Source organism: Legionella yabuuchiae, from assembly GCF_900640115.1.
GTDB classification, from domain to species: Bacteria; Pseudomonadota; Gammaproteobacteria; order Legionellales; family Legionellaceae; genus Legionella_A; species Legionella_A yabuuchiae.
The window spans coordinates 38086-56884 of the sequence record NZ_CAAAIW010000002.1; the positions used below are offsets into that span (position 1 = coordinate 38086).

Below are 18799 nucleotides of genomic sequence, written 5' to 3' on the forward strand. Positions count from 1 at the left end.
CTGTTAAACGTCGCAGAAATCATTTAGAAACTATGATGATACGTGATCCACATAAAGTCATCAATGGCTTTCATCTTCCGGCTGTACGAAGTGTACTGATACATGATTATTTAAATCGCTTCTCGAAAGCGATTAACTTTTTCTCCAAGGTCCATTGCAAACGGGCTTTCTCATTGCCTTTGATAAAAGATTTGCAGTTTGGACTATCCAAGTTCTGACACGCTTTGACCTTTAATCCCCTACGAGAGTTTTCCCACAAGCTTTGGCCTGGTAAAAAGCTATAGGTTAATGCATTACGAGTAATGGTTTTGAGCGTTGGGTAATTGAGACCGTGATCGATAACTGCTTTAACGTACTCGCGAGTTAAATTGGTTCGTAAAATGCCTTCATCATCAGTAGATAGCACGACAGGAACTTGATGGTGAAGGTATAAATTCAAAGGATGAGATTTACCATAAATGTCTAGTATCTTTTGGTTACTGGTTAAATTAATTTCTACAGGAACGGATTTTTTTGCCATATACTTCACAAGATCTTTAGCATTATTTTCATAAGTTATATCTACCCCATGACCTATTCGCTCTGCTTGTCCGATAAAAATAGCGTCGTGAATGTGAAACCGTAAGTCTTCATGCTTTACGACTTCAGGGGCTAATTCCCCGGCATGCAATGCGATGTGCACCTTGGGATAATGTTCATGAAAGTAGTTAAAGATGGTCATTTGTTTACCATAGTCGCGTAAGGAAGTAATACCATCTTCTGCTTGGACAAGATTAATGCCAACTAAATCACTGGAGTTTGATGCAGCTTCAAAACCACTCAACGCTTGGGCAAATAAATTGTCTAAAGGTTGCTCTCGTAAGGTATAATATTGAAACTTCACGGTAAGGTTACAAACTGGTTTTGTTGGATCTTGGTCGCAGTTTAGTTCTTTTTTGGCTTCCTTTAAGATACGAGTCGTCTCGGATACAATTAAGGTTACATTGGCGTTAAAATCCTTATCCGCTAGCAAAGCCTTTCTTTTTTCATCCAATGAGGAATGTTTCGCGGCAATGCGCCCAAATTCTGTTGAACGCGCGTTGTCTGGCAATATCATGATTTCTAAATAAAGTTCATTTTGATCAATCGCGCGTTGCATCACTTCGGCTAATAGTTGAGGCCTAAAATCAGAGACGATCTCAAGAAATTTGGGGAAGGTCTCAAAAAAGTGATCATGGCCGGATTCGCTGGCCGTTGGGATAAAGTTTTTCATGGACCAGGCACGGATTGTGGCATCATAAAGCTCCGTTTGGTTCATGACCTTATCCATGCTGACATCATAGCAAGCGGCTTTCGTTTTTTTAACTGAAAAATTAGATTGATTTAGACAATATTGGTGTTTGCCAGCCAGGGTTATCATGGTCTCAGGATAAGCACCACCAGCTAGATGATAATGCAACTCCCCCCCTTTCGGCATAGACTTAAAAAATGCATAAAGCGCATTGGGGTCGGATTTGATGGCGTCAAAATGTTGCAGTACATCCGCTTTTAATAGACAAGGAAAAAGCAGCAAACTGTATAGTAATGATTTAAGAACGTGCATAATAAGCGAAAGAGATTAAGGGGTACAAAAATTATTTCATATTATATTCCATTTGCCTAAATAATTCCGTTGAGTCAATGAGAACAGTACCATAAATTTGACGATCGGTCAATTTTTGGACGACATGTTTTTTTGGTCGACATGTTTGGCCAAATCAGTAGGTAACCTTGCCTGTGGGCGTATTTTTATCTTCAACTTGCTTGCACGGCTAAAAGTCAGATGAATATTTTAAAATTATTGTGCCGATAGAATCTTTAAGCAAGATAATTGAGGTTTAAAGTAAGTCAGAACTTCTTACAGTGCGTTTTAATTTGTAAAGAAAGGTTAGATGGTTATTCCTTTCTCGCTAACTTGGTATAAAGAAATTATTTGTCCTACTATTTCTCTGTACGGTATGGTTTTTGAAAACGTCGTACCGTACAGAGAAAAAGTTTAAAAAATACGTGCATATTTTTTTGATTTAAGGTAATCTCCATCGCATTAAGGAAAAACAAGCCAACCGATGATGGAGCGACGTATGTCTAAAAGTTATCAGCACGAAATTCCAACGGCTCGTGTGAACATCACCCTCGATGTTGAAACAAATGGATCTAAATCAAAAAAAGAACTCCCCATGAAATTATTAATGCTTGGCGATTTTAGTCATGGTCAGGCCAGCGGTCCAATTTCACGGCGTGAACGAATTCCTATTAATAAGCAAAATTTTAATCACATTCTTGCAACGCTTTCCCCCAAATTAAAGTTATCGGTCAACAATCGTCTTAATGAACATCAAGATGATCTGAATATTGCGCTGGAAATCAAATCATTGAATGATTTTAAACCTGAACAAATCGTTGAGCAGGTTCCTCAATTGCAGCGCTTAATGGCGATGCGTAATTTATTAAAAGACTTGAAGTCATCTGTGATTGATAACCAAGCCTTTCGAAAAGCGCTAGAAAAAATTATGCAGGATTCGGAAGAATCGCAAAAACTCTTATCTCTCCTCTCTAGCGATACCCGCCAAGAATAGGAATACACCGGATAGGGAAAGATTACCTGAGCAAATCCATCGAAATAAACTGTGAGTAGTCGGAGAATCTATGGAAACGAACCTTCAACAATCTCAAGGCACGAGTGTGCTTTCTTCTTATCAACAGTTGTGTCACATAGCTGAAGTCGAACCGTTTACTGAGTCGCTTGATTTAACGCATTTTACCCGGGCTGAACAACTAGCGAATAAACAGTTCAATGAACGTTTAGCCGCATCCTTGCAAGTATTTTTATCCATGGCTGTTGAACAAGGTACGCTCATTGAACGAGTGGATAAAGTACTGTTGGATCAATACATCAGTAAAATTGATGAAATGCTATCGGCACAGCTCGATGAAATACTTCACCATACAACATTTCAAGAACTTGAATCGCTGTGGATGAGTTTAAAACACGTCGTGGATCGAACCGATTTTACTGCCAATATTAAGATTGAGCTGTTGGATGTTGATAAACAAGCCCTGATTGAAGATTTCGAAGACGTTTCCGACACCTCCCAATCTGGCTTATATAAACAAGTTTACGAGCGTGAATATGATACCCCAGGGGGAGAGCCTTTTACGGCGATGATTTCTCCTTATGAATTTGATGCATCTGCCATAGATTTGTCTCTTTTACGTCAGATTTCCAAAGTCGCAGCTGTTGCCCATTGTCCTTTTATAGGTTCAGTTGGAGGCTCTTTTTTTAATAAATCATCTTTACAAGACGTCATTGAAATTGAAGACTTAGTTGGCTATATGGATCGGGCGGAATACATTCGTTGGAATTCGTTTCGTGACTCCGAAGATGCGCGTTACATTGGATTAACGTTACCACGATTTTTGCTTCGTTTACCCTATGGAGAAAATAACCCCGTCAAACGATTTCAATATAATGAATCTGTAACCTCATCCGCTGACCAGTATTTATGGGGTCGAGCAAGCTTTGCGTTTGCGGCGAATTTAGGTGAAAGTTTTAGAAAGTATGGCTGGTGTGTGAATATCCGTGGGCCTGAGTCTGGGGGTAAAGTTGACCATCTTCCTCTGCACCAATATAACCTTGGTCAAGGGTTACAGACCAAAATTCCATGTGAGGTCATGATCCCAGAAACAAGAGAACTGACCTTTGCTAACCTTGGTTTTATCCCTTTGTCTTATTACAAAAATAGCGATTACGCCTGCTTTTTTTCGGCTAATTCAGCCCAGAAACCGATGAGTTATCTCGACAAACAGGCGTCTTCGAATAGCCGAATTAATGCTCGTTTGCCCTATATATTTTTAAGTGCTCGAATTGCGCATTATCTTAAAGTCATGCAACGGGAAAATATCGGCTCCTCGCTCAGCCGCAGTGAGCAGGAAGAGCAGTTGAATCAATGGCTAAAAACACTGATTACTAAAATGAATAATCCTGGACCTGAATTGGCAGCGACACATCCTCTTCGTGATGGACAAGTCATGGTTGAAGAACTGCCTGAGCACCCAGGTTACTACCGTATTAATTTATATGCAGTTCCTCACTTTCAAGTTGAGGGCATGGATGTGAAGCTTTCAGTGGTAGGTCAGATTCCAACCGCCAATGACTCTTGATTGGGTTGAGATAATCGAACAAGCAAGAACATTATGAACGGCGTTTGCTGGTTCAATCGTTTAATAGGAAACAATAAGGAGATATGTTATGGCAAGTCCAGCCTATGTGTGGATTGTTGATGATCAGGGTAATGAAGTGAAGGGAGAATGTAAGGTTAAAGAACGAGAAGGAAGTGTTGAAATATTCCAGTTTAAATATGGCGTATCGATGCCTGTTGATAAATTTAATGGTTCTACGAACGGCACACGCCAGCACGACACGGTGACCATCACTAAACCCTATGATCCAACAAGTCCGATTTTATTTAAAGCCGCGTGCGACGGTAAAACACTCAAACAAATGACCATTAAATGGTATCGCATTAATGAAAATGGAAAAGAAGATGAATATTTTGTTCACGTCCTTGATGATGTAAAAGTGGTGTCTTACCGACAGCAGTTATTACATACCAAAGATCACCAAAATGATGCGCATGTCCATGAGGATATTATCGACTTACGGTTCGGCAAAATTACCCTCAAACATCATGATGGTAATATCGAACATTCCGATACCTGGTTAGTACGAAGTTGATGCGGCACTGAAACCTGTTTAATTAGTTCATTTTTTAAACAGGTTTCTGGCCAGTTTGGAAATGAATCATGACGGATTTAATTCACCGACTGCTAGGAAAACCATGCAGTATCGAAGAATCGATTTTAAGTCACATTCAATATCTTTTGAATACGCGTCAAGGAAGTCTTATTCATATGCCCGATTATGGATTATCGGAATACCCTGTTCATCAAGTTTTTGCAGAGACCCAAAAAAGGTTTATAGACGATTTGAAAACTCTAATAGAGCGTTTTGAGCCGAGGGTTAATTCTTTAACCGTTATAGAAATAAAAAACGATGTTCAACACTGTGTATTACAAGTATCGTTACAAGCCGATTTAATGCAAAAGAATGCGATAAATTTTGAGGCTAGGCTTTTAAACAATGGAGCGATTAAGATCGGGAACGAATGATGAGCAAGAGCCTCCAGGATTATTTTCAAAATGAACTGCAACTTTTAAATGAATCGATGCAATACTTTGCCAAGTCTTATCCTCATGAGGCTGCCAAATTACACCTGGATACCTTACAAGAGAGAGACCCACATATTGAGCGTTTGTTGGAAGGGTGCGCCTATTTAACCGCGCGTGTAAAACAACAAATTGACATAGGAGTTAATCATGTTGGTGAGTCGGTTTTAAGGCAGCTCGCTCCAGATTATTTAACCCCACAACCTTCAATGACCATTGTTCAATTTACCAGCCCTCATCATCGTTTAACGCGCTCGGAGAAATTGCCTGCAGGGGTTAAGCTTGTGTCTAATCCAGTCGGTGAAGAAGAGACGTCTTGCGAATTTCAGACAATCGCTGCAATCGACATTCATCCCGTGCAATTGTACGACGTTGAGCTTTGTGATCATCGGCTTAAGCTATCGTTTAAAATTAACGACGGGGTTTCTCTTTCGGAATTAAACATCGATTGCATAACGTTATATATTCATGACCAGGATTCGCTGGCGTGTGAGTGGTATTATTATTTAACCACACAAGTGCGCTGTGTAAGTTTGAGTAGCGCTTCTGGTAAGATGATCGACCTTGGAGGCCAACATGTTATTAAAGAGGGTAGGGAGGAAAGCAAATCTGGGGCGTTGTTGTTTGAGAATCATCCGCATCCGTTTCATTCCCTTCGTCGCTATTTTCATTTTCCTGAAGGGGGGCGGTTTGTAACGCTTAATCTTCGTCAACAAGCGTTTTATGATCCATTTTTTACGGTGGAGATTGAATGTTTCACCCCCATTGCCTTACGTCTTCAGCCTGATCTATTTAAACTACATTGCGTTCCAGCCATCAACTTATTTTTAACTTCTGGCGAGCCTATCCAGTATCGAAATGAGCATAGTGAGTATCCTATTGTGCTGAGCCAGGAGCGGGTTATGAGTAAGCAGCTCTACGCGATAAAAAACGCTATTGCCATAAGCAAACACAACGCGTCTCGAATTGTGTTGCAAGATCTTTATCGTGCAGGTTCGATAGAACCTGAAGGAAACTATTATCGCTTGCTGCAAATGAACGAACGGCAGGACGTTATTCAGAGTAAGTTTGTTTTTTCTGGGACATTAAAAAACATCCAATGTGTAAGTTATGAAGCCTGGGCTTATAATGGGCATTATCCAAATCACTATCTTCATGTGAATGATTTATATGTAAATGATAAGCGAGTTTCTTTACAGTTGCAGGCAAGCAATATCACAAGACCGTGTCAATACCAAAGATCAACCTTAAATTATCAGCTCGTGCCCAGTATTTTAGCAACGCTAAACGCAGATTTAGAACGTTTTAAATCGGTGTCATTTTTAAAGCGAATGTTGTTGTTACATGATGGGCGTAATATAGCGAGTCCTATTATCAATAGCATTATGTCAATCGATTTCTATCCGTTTAATCGTTTTAAAAGTGGTCTATTGCAAAAAGGCATTACATGTACCTTACTAATGGGTTCTGAGCAAGGAGTAAGGTTAGGGGAGGTTGTTCTTTTGGGGAAACAGTTGTACGATTTTTTACAGTATTTTAAACCCATGAACCTTTCTTTAGAAATAAAGATTGAACTTAAACCTTCTGGCCAGATTTTTCTTTGGGGGCCAAATGGATGATAGAGGATTGTTATCAGATGATTTTTTTCATACGCTTTTGTCACAATTTAAAACATCCCCCCCCGATAAAGAATTAACCCGCATTTCACAGAAAAAGCTCATTCTGAAGGCAACGCCTTCCTTAATATTCCCTGAGCGAGATGTGGCTGAGGTCCGTGAAGAATCCAATGAGCTGATTATTGCTTGTCAATTTATGGGCTTATATGGCGTTGATTCTCCTCTACCAACTTATTTTAATGAATTATGTTTAAAAGAGCGTGAGGGGAGTGATTGCTTGCGAGCCTTTCTTGATGGTTTAAGTCATAGGTCTTACGCACTGCTATATTTAGCTTGGCAAGCGTTTCGATTTGAACATCAAATTGGAATGATTTATGGCGTAGAAGAAAATTATCTGGCCCAAAGCCCTGGTGCTCTGATTGACTACGCTCAGAAAGGAAGTCTTGGGCATTTTACAAGAATGTGCCGGGGAATTTTGCCAGGAATTGAACTGGAAATTAAGGAATGTATCCCAGATTGGGTGAAATTGACTGAGACACAGAGGTTGGGAGAATATTATTGTTTAGGCGAAACCTCCCTGGTAGGTGATCAAATCTATGATAACGCGGGTAAAATTAAATTAATCATCGGTCCTGTTGGCTTAAAACTGGCTTTACAATTCCTTCCAGGAGGAAATTTAGCTCACTCATTAATTCTTGCAATTAAAACGACCCTACTTGAACTCGTGCATTTTGAATTCGTGTTCTCGATCGCGAATGAACCCTCCAATTGGATTTTAGGTCAATCGGATATCCTGCTTTCTTATAACAGTATTCTAGGGGTGCTTCACAACGACACGTATTTATTAAAAATTCCCGGAGTTCAATATTCGTGTCTTTGCTCATAACTCTTGGCTTGCTTTTAGTATCTTATCTCGCAACGCTTTCCACTCTGGTAACTCTGGAGGCAACTCAAGAATGATAGTATCTGCCTTTGATTCATCGGCAATTCTTAAGCTATGATAAAACTCATAAGCAGAATCCTTTACTGAGCTTGAAAATTGGTAATGTAGTCCGTTTATAGAACAATCAAGCGTTGAAAAATGAAGAAGAAAGCAGTTAGGGTAAAGACCAACGATTGAATTAATAGTATTAATTTTATTGATGTAGAACGCAGGTTTTTGGGGTTGATAGTGGGTGTTTAAATGTCCTGGCGCTCTGAAACGTTTAGTGTTTCTAAATGGAACAAGGTAATGTTTGAATTCACTTAAATGATCAACATTGAGAAGGCCTTCGCGTACAATTTGGCAGCGCTCATTTTGGGTGGCATCCAAAATGGTGGATTCAATTCCTAATTCACAACGGCCCCCGTCTAAGATATAAAAAGAATGATTGGGGAAGTCTTTAAGTACATGTTCTGGGTTTGTGGGACTTACTTTACCAAATGGGTTTGCAGAGGGAGCAACCATCGGTTTGCCAAATTGATCGAGTAATTTCAACGTTAACGGATGATCAGGACATCGAATGGCAATGGTTTTTTGTCCTCCTGTGACGAACTCACTAATCTTACTATCAGGATTTAAGTCAAAGATTAAGGTCAACGGTCCGGGCCAAAATAATTCCATTAATTTTTTTGCATAGTGCGGTACTTGAGATACCCATTGCTCGATCTCCCAGCCTTCACCAATGTGCATAATCAGTGGATGATTAATCGGTCTTGATTTGGTTGAAAAAACGCTTTTCACGGCTTCACTGTTAGTTGCATCGGCGGCTAACCCATAAACCGTTTCGGTAGGAATGGCTAACAAATGGCCTTTAAAAAGTTCATCAACCGCGATATCGAGATTTGAAATAATACGATTCATTTTTTAACTCTAGGGATTACAGAATTTACAATAAGTAGGATCCGCGCTTTCCAAGCCATCTTTACGCGGTTGAGAATGCTTAAAATCACATTGAATACAAGCCAAAATTTCTTTCTGATAAAAAGAGGTAGGAGATGCGCATAAACTACACGGTAAATTTCCTGTGGTTTCTTTAAAACCAAACCCAGGCGTTTGGCATTTCGGACAGGTAGTTGCAATTCTTTCTGAGAGTTTATGCGCTAGGGTTTTAATCGCCTTCATTCTGGTTGGATTAACCATAGCTCGCATGTCTGTTGCAAGTAATAATTTTTTTTCGTGTTTAAACCCTTTGCGTAGTGCTGTATTTAACAGGTTAATATCATTTATGCCTTTTGCGATAACAGTCTTGGAGTGGTTTGTTTGCAGGGTGAGTGCATGACTTGGAAACCCTACTTGATCGATAAAATCATTTAATTCAGTGTTTCTATCAATGATGATCATTTTATAGTTTGTTTTCTCGGTAGTTAGTTGTTCAGCAATCGTCCATTTATTTTTTCGGTCAACGAATACCATTATTTCATGATCGCAAGCAATAAAAGGGATAAACGGATGCGGGCCAAAACTTCCTTCGCTTGCGAGACTTAAATCATACCCATGAACTTCTGCTCCTTTATTGGCTTTTAATACACAAGTCTCATAAGGAGAAGTCGCTCTGGGAATTTCACCTGTAAACGTACCGAATTGATCGGTATCAAATGCTTCCACATGAATTTCGCACCCTAACTTGTTTAAAAAAACATCCGATATGGCCTGCTCTTTTTTATGCTTGGATGCGAGTAATACCTTTTTATTTTTATAGTCCATATCTTAAGCTCCCAAAAGATACTTATGAAAAATAATCAATCCTTGCGACAGAGACATCTGAAACAAACATCACGCCTGAGTTTTTTTGAAACAAAGTTTTTAAACCAAGCGCGATGGTAGAGATTGCGGATTCGGATGCTACGGCGATAAACATGACGAGGGATGCTTTATCGTTAAAAAATATTTTTCCTTCATGAAAACCGTGATGTCCTTGGCCTGATATATTCCGGATCAAGGTATATCCTTGTATCTTCGCTTCTTTCATCATCGAAACCACCATCGATTCATGTTCTCCATAAACAATCACTTCAATCTTTTTTACAGGATGAAGTTTGACGACCAACTCTTTTTTATCCTGAACTTTGATTACACTCATCATGTCTCCAGTTAAATAGCTAAACTCCATTCACCATCGGTGCACAATTTATAAGGTAAATTGTCTAACGGATCGATCACCACCAAATGTACCCATTCGTTAAAAAACAAGGTTTTTAAAATGGATTGCTTATTAATAATATCGCTAACCGTCATGCGATTTGCATAAACAATCGTTAACAAGCGCTGTGGGGAATGATAGGGAGTCTTATCATCGAACATGACTGACTGTAGCGGTAGTCCATGCATGAGATCACTGCCATTCCCTTGCATAACTCCAATTTTACCGGTGATGTTATGCGTAATTTTACTGCCACTTCCATACATTATGTTATCGATGGTTGAAAACAAGTATTGAGTATTTATCCATTGAGCAACCACCATGGGCGCGGTTAATATGGTCTCTAGCAAGGAGCCATCAGTATCTTGATCCCAACGGTATGAATGTAAAAAACAACGACCCTTAAGGTTGGTGTTTTTCGTTAAGTAACGTGGCGCGATAATAAACGCAGCATTTTTTGCAAGCCCCCACTCGGGTCTTGTTTCTGACCAGTCAATACTTCTACGTTCAATGGTTTCAGGTGTATTAAAACCATTTAAATGCTGTCCTCGTTCAATATGATTTTTTGATTTGGCCTGTTCTAAATCGCTCATTAATTGATCTAGAAGTTCTGGGTAATTGGATTGATCTTTATCCGTATGATAAATACTTACGGAATCGGTAGTGGTATCATGTTGAGCGCCCAAAAATACCGTATCTAATGGAATATGAATTCCTTTTTCTTGAAGCGTTTGACGGACGACTTGTTTATTTAAGATCTGGGCTAACAATTTCGCATTGACACCACCGTGATTGCCGCCGCAGGCTCCACAGTCTAATGCAGAAGCATAGGGGTTATTTTGAGTAGAGCTTCCATGGCCGCATAGAACAATAACTTTTGCAAAATTTTCTGTCAGCCCCATGAGTCTTAAAATGATATCAGCGTAAATGATTTGTTCATTTAAAGAGATACCTTGTCCCAAGTCATGTCCACTAACTTCGCAACAAGGTTCGGTTGCGATCGTTGGGTTCATGGTTTTGGATAATGCACTAGCGAGAGGAGATGATGACGTTATCGATTTTAAAAGCATGGTGATCCCGCACCAAATGCCTAATGATTCCGCCAGGGCAAAAGGAGTTGAAAAATTGTATTTCAGCTCTTGATAAATCGTTTTAAGAGCATTATAAATACCTTTGATTGTTTGATGCTCCTCAACATACCCTGAATAAGAAGGAACGGGTTTTTCTTCAATATTAAAACGCGGCTTTAACAAGACCGGACAGGAGTCTTTAATTTTGCCTGTGTGATAATCTTTAACACGAATAGGCAATCCAAAAAATCCTGCAAACCCCAATGTTTCATAATTTCCTTGTGCTTCAATTGCGCGACGAAAGGGTTCAGAACGAACATCAATGCAAAAAACGAATTGTGCATCGGGTCTGTTAAGATTAGGAGTTGTTTTTTCTAATTCAGGCAAAAGAGCTTGTACCAGATTTCGTCTGTAATCATCTTCGTTTCTTTTTAGCGTTTGAACAATCTGCTTGGCTAAAAAATTATTGTTTACTTTTTTTTTTGAGCGGCATTAGGCCATAGTAAACGAGTAATAATCAACCTAACAGCCAAAAATTCTGTTAAATTTACTGGTTTTGATTGGGTATCAGCATCACTTTTCCTTTCGCTTCGCCATTTGACAAATCCAGCCCAACCAGGCAAATGAAATAGGGATTCCTTGATAAACGATTCATGCTCATCTTCAGCCACGTGTAGATCATCTAAGCAGCGCTTGATAGCAAGTTCTGGGCTTCCGGGTAAGGCTAATAACCAATCTTTCAGGTCGTTTTGATTCTGATGAAGCTGTTTGTCAAAAGGCGCTAATTTCAAAAAACCGAAGTAAAACCCTTTTTCACGATGTGGTAAATTGATTGTGCCTTGACCCACATCAAGAAATGCGCCGCACCACTTAATCACTTGTAGATTGACGGTTTTCAAGTGTTCGTTATCGGCTGATTTCTTTAATAACGCATCACTGCATATAATCGCTTCCTCAAATGGCATTGACTCAAATCCATGCAACGGATTACATGCGATAAAGGTTTCTAAAGGCCATACAGGAGTAATCAATTGAGCACAATTTTGTACGAGCGCTTGAATTTCTATTTGCTCATTGTTTACTTTAAAGTCTGTGGTTTTTTGTTGAGTCTGAGTGACTTTTATTGCTTCTTGGTTCATAAGATCTCCTAAAATGGATCAAAACTGATAAGTATTACGGATTGTGGTAATCGTTTTGGGATGAGGCTGGCTTTGATTGAGCATCATCATGTAAAACCTAGCCCATGCATTTGAATCTTTAATTTTATTGACGAAGCCAACGTTGAACGCAAACCAGATCATTATAAATAACACTAAGGTGATTAAATGTAAGCTATTTAAAGTTGTGATCGGGGCTGCATTCAAATTTGGCAGGATGGATTCAATTAATGAAACGCTTTTTCCATATAACATTCCCGAAAGAAAGCTAACGGGTAAAACGAAACTATATTTTAGAACGCTTTGAATACGACGTTGCAACGTTAGATTAATTTGTGCGCCCGATATAAAGGCAAACGCTAAAAGAAAAGTCGTTGGCTCTAGAGAAAAGATAGGCTTAGCGGTTATGAGAGCAAACGCATACATCGCTAGTAGGCCACCTGCTACGGATAATAAAATTGAGAATAAATGATTTTCTTTTCCCGTCACTCCAGTCTTAGCTTGAGTAATGGCAGAGCCTGAGCTTAAAAAGAGGTACGCTTTAAATAAGCCATGCCAGCAAAGGTGGGTAATTGCTGCGGAAAACAACCCTAGTGCGCATTGCATAATCATAAACCCCATTTGAGACATAGTTGAGCAAGCCAGCATACGCTTAATATCGGTTTGAATTAATTTCCATATATTTCCAAGAACAGTAGAAATCGCACCGAGAAGAAAAAGAACGGTTAATAACGTTTCATTGACAAAAAATAAAGGTGCAAATTTAACAATTAAAATGCCCCCACCATTCACAAGTCCTGCATGCATCAAAGCAGAGACTGGAGTTGGTGAGTTTAACGAACTGATGAGCCAGCGATGAAAAGGCCATACGGCTGATTGGGCAAGCGCTGTGAATAAAATAAGGGTCAGGGATAAACTGACGATAAAGGAATGATCCTGATTGGCGCTAGTTAAAAATTCAAATGAGGCTGAATCATTCACTGAATACAATAGGATCATTGCCAAAATTAGACAAAGCGAACCAAACATTAACGTTTTTAACGTCAAGTAGCCTGACTGTTTCGCCGCTTCCCATTCCCCTTTGTGAATCATAAGCATGACTAGAAAAATATTGCTTAATGACCATCCCATCCAGAAGAGGAAAATATTATCTACCAGCACCCAAGACATGGCACTTAAGGTCATTGCTGAAAGAATAAAAAAATAACGACGATAGAACCGATCCCCTGACATATATCGAATTGAAAATCGATGGACGATAAAACTTACAAATAAAATTAGCGTACACAGCAAACTATTTAAGGTCGTTAAGTGAAAGAAAAAGAAATGTATAGAATTGGATCCTAAGTTTTTAATGAAAAGTAATACACTTGAAATAAAGCCGATGCCTATTAAAAAACTCGAGAGGCTTGCTGCATCAAATTCACTTGTAACCACTTTCTCCCTGCATACTTCCCGCAAGTTGGCCGCAGGATCTAGCGATGTTGTAAGATTCCTGGCTCCCGAGGTCAAGCCACGAGAAGTCGGGCGAGAAAACAATAGATGAATAAGAAAAGAGCTGCAAGGGCTGCCAATAAGCAAAATCAGTAATGTATATAAACCAATTTCCACACTATTCCCCATTAGAAGAATTTATATTAGAATCGAAATATATTAGCAATTTAGATATAAGTAAAATTAAAAATATTTATTCGCATTATTAGGATTTCTAATGAGTCTAGACACAGTCACCTTACAATGCTTTTTAGCAGTAGCAGAAACCCAAAGCTTTACTAAAGCCGCTCTTCGAATAGGGCGAACTCAATCCGCCGTCAGTCAACAGATAGCCAAACTCGAAAACATGCTGGATAAATCTTTATTTAACCGTGGTCGTGAGTTGTCACTAACCACCGATGGGGAGCTATTTTTAGGATATGCAAAACGAATCTATGAATTGCATCGTGAATCCCTAGATCGTTTTAAAGCCCCAGAATTGCATGGGGAGCTAAGGTTTGGATTGCCTGAAGATTTTGCAAGCACGATGTTATCTGATGTTTTGCTTGAATTTACAAGTCTTCATCCACGTGTGATGTTAAACGTTCAATGCGATCTAACGCTAAATTTAATTGAACGCTATAAAAAAGGTGAATTTGATTTAATTCTTATAAAAATGAATCAAGACTATGATATTAGTGATAAAGTCATTGTTTGGGATGAACCGGTGGAATGGGTTGGGAAAAAAGATCTTTTACCCAGTTTAGACCAGAACACCTTAATTCCTTTAATACTTTCGCCTTCACCTTGCGTGTATCGTGGTAATGTAATTGATTCGTTAGATCAATATGGCATGGATTGGCGTCTTGTATACAGTAGTCCAAGTTATGCGGGCAAAATGGCAGCGGTCAGGGCTGGATTAGGAATTACGGCTATTCAGCGAAGTTTAATTCCTAACTATCTTGACCGACTCGATTTTAGTTTTCTACCTCCTTTGAATAATATACAAATATCTTTATTGAAAAAAAATGAGAGTAATAAGGCCGTGGAATCGCTTGAATATTTTATATTGAAAAAACTAAAACACTAATGTTTCTAACGAGATGAAAAGGAATGATTAAAGAAGAAATAGGATCAATAAGAGAGGTCTTAGATCACTCAACAGTTATGTCCATTATGATAATCAGCTTGCTTGCTAGTTTATTATCATTGACCATTCCTGTTGCAGCGCAAACACTCATTAACTTAATTGCCTTTGGTAAGTTACTTAGACCTGTATTTACATTAAGCATCATCGTATTTATTTTTATGTTGGCGTTAGGCGCCTTGAATGTTTGGCAAATAATCATAGCAGAGGTTATTCAGCAAAAATTAATGGTCAAGATCAGTTTAAATCTTACAAATCAATATAATCATTTGTCTTTAAGTAACTTTTCTGCCCATCATGGCCCTGAATTAGTAAATCGATTTTTCGAAATTGTTACTATCAAAAAATCACTCGCTAATCTACTGATTTATGGCATTAATCTTTCTTTGCAAGTGTTTTTTGGTTTAATCCTGTTGCTAATCTATCATCCGATGTTTCTTGCCTTTGATGCTATTGTCATTTTAGGAATTTTACTTGTAATTCTTGTTCCTTATCGCAAAGCAATTGAAAGCGCTAAAAAAGAATGCGATGAAAAACATAATTTAGGCGCGTGGTTAGAAGAAATTTTAATCAACCGATTTTTATTTCGCTTTAATCTTTATCACCGTTTTGCCACTCAACAAACCGACAAACGACTGGTTTCATTTTTAAAAGCTAGGAATTTACATTTTAAACAATTGGTGAAACACCAAATTGGATTTAATCTATTATCCGCCTTGGTCAGCAGTTTATTATTAGGCGTTGGGGGCTATCTAGTCGTAAATGATCAGCTAAGTTTGGGTCAGCTTGCAGCCGCTGAAATTGTACTCGGCGCTTTAATTTATAGCTTTAAACGCTTTGGTACTTTATTAGAAAGCTTTTACGACATGATTGCCTCGGAAAGCAAAATTGAATCGGTTGTTAATCTTCCGGTTGAACAAGTGGACAAGAATCTTAGTGAAATCTATGTACCTATCCAAACTCTTGAAATCAGAAACCCAGATAAAACAATTGCCGAAGCAACCCCTGAAAAGCCTTTATTAGTTTTCTCCGCGAACCCAGATCGTTGTCAAATATTTACAAGAGAACTCTTTGGGTTTAGAGAGGAAACCAAATATCAGTTTTATGTTAACCAGACGTTTTGTTCACAAACTCACCGAATTGCGATGCGTCAAGTCAGTATGCTTGTAGCACAACCTGAATGGTTTGCCGGCACGATATATGACAATTTGCTCCTAGGACATAAAAACACGCCCAATAAAAAGATTCTAGAAGAATTAAAACAATTTAATCTTCTTGAGAAAGTCATGCATCAACCGAATGGCTTAAAGACCGTGGTTTATGAGTGGAAAACGGTGTTCTCACTCTATGAATTAACTCAATTGATGATCGTTCGCGCATTATTGTTTAAGCCGCAGTTGCTTGTAATCGATCGCGCCCTTGATGTATTTAATGATGAACAACTGGATAAAATCATGGATCGTCTCAAGGAGCTAGAACAAACGATTTTAATCATTGTGAGCCAAAAGAAAGAGTTTAAGCAGATAACCAATCATTGGGTGATTCCAGAATGAAATTGTATGCAGCAAAAATGATCGGGAAATTGCCAAAACCTAAAAATATTATAAAGATTCTTTTTATTTTACTCGTGTTAATGGCTGGGTTTTTAGGTTTTACCCCCTGGCAGCAGTTTGCTTTGGGAAATGGTCGGGTGATTGCATTTTCCCCTACGGAAAGACAGCATACGGTTAATTCTCCTATCACAGGTCGGATCAAAAAATGGTATGTTGACGAAGGGATGACTGTAAAACCAGGCGATCCAATCGTTGATATTACTGATATTGATCCAGAGCTATTGCGCCGTTTGGAGATGGAAAGAAGAGCCCTACTGCTTCGCATTGAAGTCGCAGAGAAAGGAGTGGCGGCTGCGAAAGCCAATCTTGAACGACAGAAAAAATTGTACGAGGAAGGGATTAATTCAAAACGTCAATATGAACTCGCTCAAATTGAGTATGCTAAACATCAAAATCAATTAGCACAGGCTAAGATTGATAAAGTAAAGATTGATATACGGATTGCTCGGCAGAAGTCACAACTGGTTGATGCGCACGTAGCCGGTACGATATTCAAACGGCTCACCGGGGAGCACAGTGTGTTGGTCAAACAAGGGGATGTTTTGGCCGAAATCATACCTGACACGCAATCTCGCGCTGTGGCTCTTTGGGTTGATGGGAACGATATTCCTTTTGTCAGACTTAATCAAAAAGCGCGCTTGCAATTTGAGGGCTGGCCTGCAATCCAATTTCGCGGGTGGCCAGAAATTGCGGTTGGAACCTTTGGTGGAAGAGTTTCTTTTATTGATCCTACCGATAACGGACAGGGTTATTTTCGTGTGGTTATTTTACCTGATGAACCATGGCCTCAACCAAGATTTTTAAGGCAAGGGGTAAGAGTGCATGGCTGGATCCAGTTAGGAGAAGTTCCTTTATGGTATGAACTATGGCGTCAATTTAATGGGTTTCCACCAGAGAGCGCTTTTCAACAGAAGGCTGCATAATGCGTATTTCAGTGCATTTTATAAGGATAATTCTATTATTTTCTATTCCTACAGCTTGTTTTTCTCAGCAATCCAATTACTTAAGCCTTGAAGACGTGTTAGAAAGTGTTAATTGTTATTATCCAAAGATAAAAATCGCCTTTCTGAAAATCAATAAAGCAGAAGGCGATTATATTAATGCCGTAGGTCGATTTGATCCTTCTTTAAACGCCTTGGCTCGTTCCCAGCCTGTTGGAGGATATATTAACAACTATGGTGATACGGAACTAACGGTTCCAACACTCTATAATGGTTTAAAGCTGTTTGCAGGATACAGAAATGGGCAAGGAGATTGGCCAATATATTATCAAAACTATTTAACAAACTCTGGGGGTGAATACAGAGCAGGTGTGTTATTTCCACTGTTACGTGATCGATTAATCGATAAGGAACGGGCAGGATTATTTACTAAAGAAGAATCTATTTGTGTAAAAAAATTCGATGCCGAAGTGACCAAAATTAATATTTACCAAGAAACAGTCAAAGCTTATTGGCAGTGGGTCGAAGCGGGTTTACAGCTACAAATGTACAATCAGCTTTTACAATTAGCGCGATTGCGCCAAGAAGCAATTGAAAAAAGAGCGAATGAGGGTGATTTGCCGAAACTTGCAATTGCTGAAAATAGGCAACAGATTATTCAGCGAGAACAATTACGCAATCAAGGGCAAATGATCTTCAAACAAGCGGCAATTCAATTATCGCTCTATTATCGCGATAATAGAGGTAAACCCCAACTACCACTTGACAGTAAACTACCAGCATTCTTACCGCATCGATCATTAATTCAATCGCAAATTTTTGCAGAATTAAAAAAACACCCGGCTATGAAGCGGTTGCAAGCGTATGCAAAAATAGTCCAACTCAAATTGGGCTTGGCACAAAATGAACTTCTTCCAAACTTAGATGCAACCGTATCTGCCTTTAAGCAATATGGTAGCGGAGGGGATCCTTTGTTAATTCCCCAAGCGGCAATGGTTGGTCTTTCATTTAAGCTTCCTTTGTATCGAAATGAAGCGAAAGGAAAAGTGATTAGCGCTCAAAGCGAGCTTCAACAAATTCATGCCGAAAAAAATTTTTTATTTGAGCAGTTAAAAAACGAATTATCTAAATTGTTTGTTGGTATAACTCTTTATCATCAACAAGTAACGCTGCTCGAACAAGAATTAAACTTAGCACGGCAACTACAAACTGCGGAAACCAAAAAATTCAATGCAGGAGACAGCACTCTTTTTTTAGTGAATCAGAGGGAACAAGCTGCTGCACAAGTGGAGCTTAATTGGAATAATGCAAGAATAAAGCTACTAGAAATAAGCGATATGGCACGCTTCTTTTCACAAACCCTAATCCAGGATCATCAATTAAATGAGAAGAAGAATATCTCCAGGCGTTGAGTAT

General features: G+C 39.0%; 17 protein-coding genes. 10 read left to right on the top strand and 7 right to left on the bottom strand.

The window, feature by feature from the left end; all coding sequences use genetic code 11:
- Positions 1–106: 106 nt before the first annotated feature.
- Complete coding sequence (locus E1O47_RS00950) at positions 107–1582, bottom strand: adenosine deaminase family protein (RefSeq protein ID WP_133129402.1); 1476 nt, start codon at positions 1580–1582, stop codon at positions 107–109.
- A gap of 517 nt (positions 1583–2099) precedes the next feature.
- Here E1O47_RS00950 and tssB point away from each other — a divergent pair.
- The 6 genes from tssB (at position 2100) to E1O47_RS00980 (ending at position 7746) form a co-directional block, all read left to right on the top strand.
- The gene (tssB, locus tag E1O47_RS00955) at positions 2100–2594 is read left to right on the top strand and encodes a type VI secretion system contractile sheath small subunit (protein ID WP_133129403.1); all 495 of its coding nucleotides are present in this window, start codon (positions 2100–2102) and stop codon (positions 2592–2594) included.
- A gap of 70 nt (positions 2595–2664) precedes the next feature.
- On the top strand, positions 2665–4179 hold the full coding sequence (gene tssC / locus E1O47_RS00960) for a type VI secretion system contractile sheath large subunit (RefSeq protein ID WP_133129404.1): 1515 nt from the start codon (positions 2665–2667) through the stop codon (positions 4177–4179).
- 88 nt (positions 4180–4267) lie between these two features.
- Positions 4268–4753 carry a type VI secretion system tube protein TssD gene (gene tssD / locus E1O47_RS00965; protein WP_133129405.1) on the top strand — a complete coding sequence of 162 codons (486 nt, stop codon included), beginning with the start codon at positions 4268–4270 and terminating at the stop codon, positions 4751–4753.
- A 68-nt stretch (positions 4754–4821) separates the two neighbouring features.
- Positions 4822–5187, top strand: coding sequence for a type VI secretion system baseplate subunit TssE (gene tssE, locus E1O47_RS00970; protein ID WP_133129406.1), 366 nt, complete (start codon positions 4822–4824; stop codon positions 5185–5187).
- Positions 5187–6863 carry a type VI secretion system baseplate subunit TssF gene (gene tssF / locus E1O47_RS00975; RefSeq protein ID WP_165475009.1) on the top strand — a complete coding sequence of 559 codons (1677 nt, stop codon included), beginning with the start codon at positions 5187–5189 and terminating at the stop codon, positions 6861–6863. Before tssE ends, tssF begins: the two co-directional genes overlap by 1 nt.
- Entirely contained in the window at positions 6856–7746 is an 891-nt protein-coding gene (locus E1O47_RS00980; RefSeq protein ID WP_133129408.1) for a type VI secretion system baseplate subunit TssG, read from the top strand. The genes tssF and E1O47_RS00980 overlap by 8 nt, the downstream gene beginning before the upstream one ends.
- On the opposite strand, the gene E1O47_RS00985 is transcribed toward E1O47_RS00980, so the two are convergent.
- From E1O47_RS00985 to E1O47_RS01005, 6 genes are all read right to left on the bottom strand, one after another.
- Positions 7741–8703: an L-threonylcarbamoyladenylate synthase gene (locus E1O47_RS00985; protein ID WP_133129409.1), complete on the bottom strand. Its 963-nt coding sequence runs from the start codon at positions 8701–8703 to the stop codon at positions 7741–7743. The two genes, E1O47_RS00980 and E1O47_RS00985, sit on opposite strands and share 6 nt — an antisense overlap.
- 9 nt (positions 8704–8712) lie before the next feature.
- Positions 8713–9546: a DUF6671 family protein gene (locus tag E1O47_RS00990; RefSeq protein ID WP_133129410.1), complete on the bottom strand. Its 834-nt coding sequence runs from the start codon at positions 9544–9546 to the stop codon at positions 8713–8715.
- Between the two features lie 22 nt (positions 9547–9568).
- Positions 9569–9922, bottom strand: coding sequence for a DUF190 domain-containing protein (locus tag E1O47_RS00995; protein ID WP_133129411.1), 354 nt, complete (start codon positions 9920–9922; stop codon positions 9569–9571).
- An 11-nt stretch (positions 9923–9933) separates the two neighbouring features.
- Positions 9934–11439, bottom strand: a complete 1506-nt coding sequence (locus E1O47_RS01000) for a putative inorganic carbon transporter subunit DabA (protein ID WP_278025348.1) — start codon at positions 11437–11439, stop codon at positions 9934–9936.
- Positions 11440–11522: 83 nt separating this feature from the next.
- On the bottom strand, positions 11523–12191 hold the full coding sequence (locus tag E1O47_RS12580) for a putative inorganic carbon transporter subunit DabA (protein WP_278025349.1): 669 nt from the start codon (positions 12189–12191) through the stop codon (positions 11523–11525).
- Positions 12192–12209: 18 nt separating this feature from the next.
- Positions 12210–13820 carry a proton-conducting transporter transmembrane domain-containing protein gene (locus E1O47_RS01005; RefSeq protein ID WP_165475010.1) on the bottom strand — a complete coding sequence of 537 codons (1611 nt, stop codon included), beginning with the start codon at positions 13818–13820 and terminating at the stop codon, positions 12210–12212.
- Positions 13821–13920: 100 nt separating this feature from the next.
- Here E1O47_RS01005 and E1O47_RS01010 point away from each other — a divergent pair, with 100 nt between their 5' ends.
- The 4 genes from E1O47_RS01010 to E1O47_RS01025 are packed head-to-tail and all read left to right on the top strand — an operon-like array spanning position 13921 to position 18795.
- On the top strand, positions 13921–14772 hold the full coding sequence (locus tag E1O47_RS01010; RefSeq protein WP_133129413.1) for a LysR substrate-binding domain-containing protein: 852 nt from the start codon (positions 13921–13923) through the stop codon (positions 14770–14772).
- 23 nt (positions 14773–14795) lie between these two features.
- A complete protein-coding gene (locus tag E1O47_RS01015) occupies positions 14796–16382 on the top strand; it encodes an ABC transporter transmembrane domain-containing protein (protein WP_133129414.1) in 1587 nt (528 codons plus the stop codon).
- Positions 16379–17365, top strand: a complete 987-nt coding sequence (locus E1O47_RS01020; protein ID WP_133129415.1) for an HlyD family secretion protein — start codon at positions 16379–16381, stop codon at positions 17363–17365. The genes E1O47_RS01015 and E1O47_RS01020 overlap by 4 nt, the downstream gene beginning before the upstream one ends.
- Positions 17365–18795, top strand: coding sequence for a TolC family protein (locus E1O47_RS01025; RefSeq protein ID WP_133129416.1), 1431 nt, complete (start codon positions 17365–17367; stop codon positions 18793–18795). The genes E1O47_RS01020 and E1O47_RS01025 overlap by 1 nt, the downstream gene beginning before the upstream one ends.
- The last annotated feature ends 4 nt before the right edge of the window (positions 18796–18799 follow it).

Excerpts from the sequence above, each read along its gene's own strand:
- E1O47_RS00990 (WP_133129410.1), bottom strand. The coding sequence starts at position 9,546 with ATGGACTATAAAAATAAAAAGGTATTACTCGCATCCAAGCATAAAAAA.
- E1O47_RS00985 (WP_133129409.1), bottom strand. The coding sequence starts at position 8,703 with ATGAATCGTATTATTTCAAATCTCGATATCGCGGTTGATGAACTTTTT.
- E1O47_RS00980 (WP_133129408.1), top strand. The coding sequence starts at position 6,856 with ATGGATGATAGAGGATTGTTATCAGATGATTTTTTTCATACGCTTTTG.
- E1O47_RS00950 (WP_133129402.1), bottom strand. The coding sequence starts at position 1,582 with ATGCACGTTCTTAAATCATTACTATACAGTTTGCTGCTTTTTCCTTGT.
- E1O47_RS01020 (WP_133129415.1), top strand. The coding sequence starts at position 16,379 with ATGAAATTGTATGCAGCAAAAATGATCGGGAAATTGCCAAAACCTAAA.
- tssE (WP_133129406.1), top strand. The coding sequence starts at position 4,822 with ATGACGGATTTAATTCACCGACTGCTAGGAAAACCATGCAGTATCGAA.
- tssD (WP_133129405.1), top strand. The coding sequence starts at position 4,268 with ATGGCAAGTCCAGCCTATGTGTGGATTGTTGATGATCAGGGTAATGAA.
- tssC (WP_133129404.1), top strand. The coding sequence starts at position 2,665 with ATGGAAACGAACCTTCAACAATCTCAAGGCACGAGTGTGCTTTCTTCT.
- E1O47_RS01010 (WP_133129413.1), top strand. The coding sequence starts at position 13,921 with ATGAGTCTAGACACAGTCACCTTACAATGCTTTTTAGCAGTAGCAGAA.
- E1O47_RS00995 (WP_133129411.1), bottom strand. The coding sequence starts at position 9,922 with ATGAGTGTAATCAAAGTTCAGGATAAAAAAGAGTTGGTCGTCAAACTT.
- tssF (WP_165475009.1), top strand. The coding sequence starts at position 5,187 with ATGAGCAAGAGCCTCCAGGATTATTTTCAAAATGAACTGCAACTTTTA.
- tssB (WP_133129403.1), top strand. The coding sequence starts at position 2,100 with ATGTCTAAAAGTTATCAGCACGAAATTCCAACGGCTCGTGTGAACATC.
- E1O47_RS12580 (WP_278025349.1), bottom strand. The coding sequence starts at position 12,191 with ATGAACCAAGAAGCAATAAAAGTCACTCAGACTCAACAAAAAACCACA.
- E1O47_RS01025 (WP_133129416.1), top strand. The coding sequence starts at position 17,365 with ATGCGTATTTCAGTGCATTTTATAAGGATAATTCTATTATTTTCTATT.
- E1O47_RS01015 (WP_133129414.1), top strand. The coding sequence starts at position 14,796 with ATGATTAAAGAAGAAATAGGATCAATAAGAGAGGTCTTAGATCACTCA.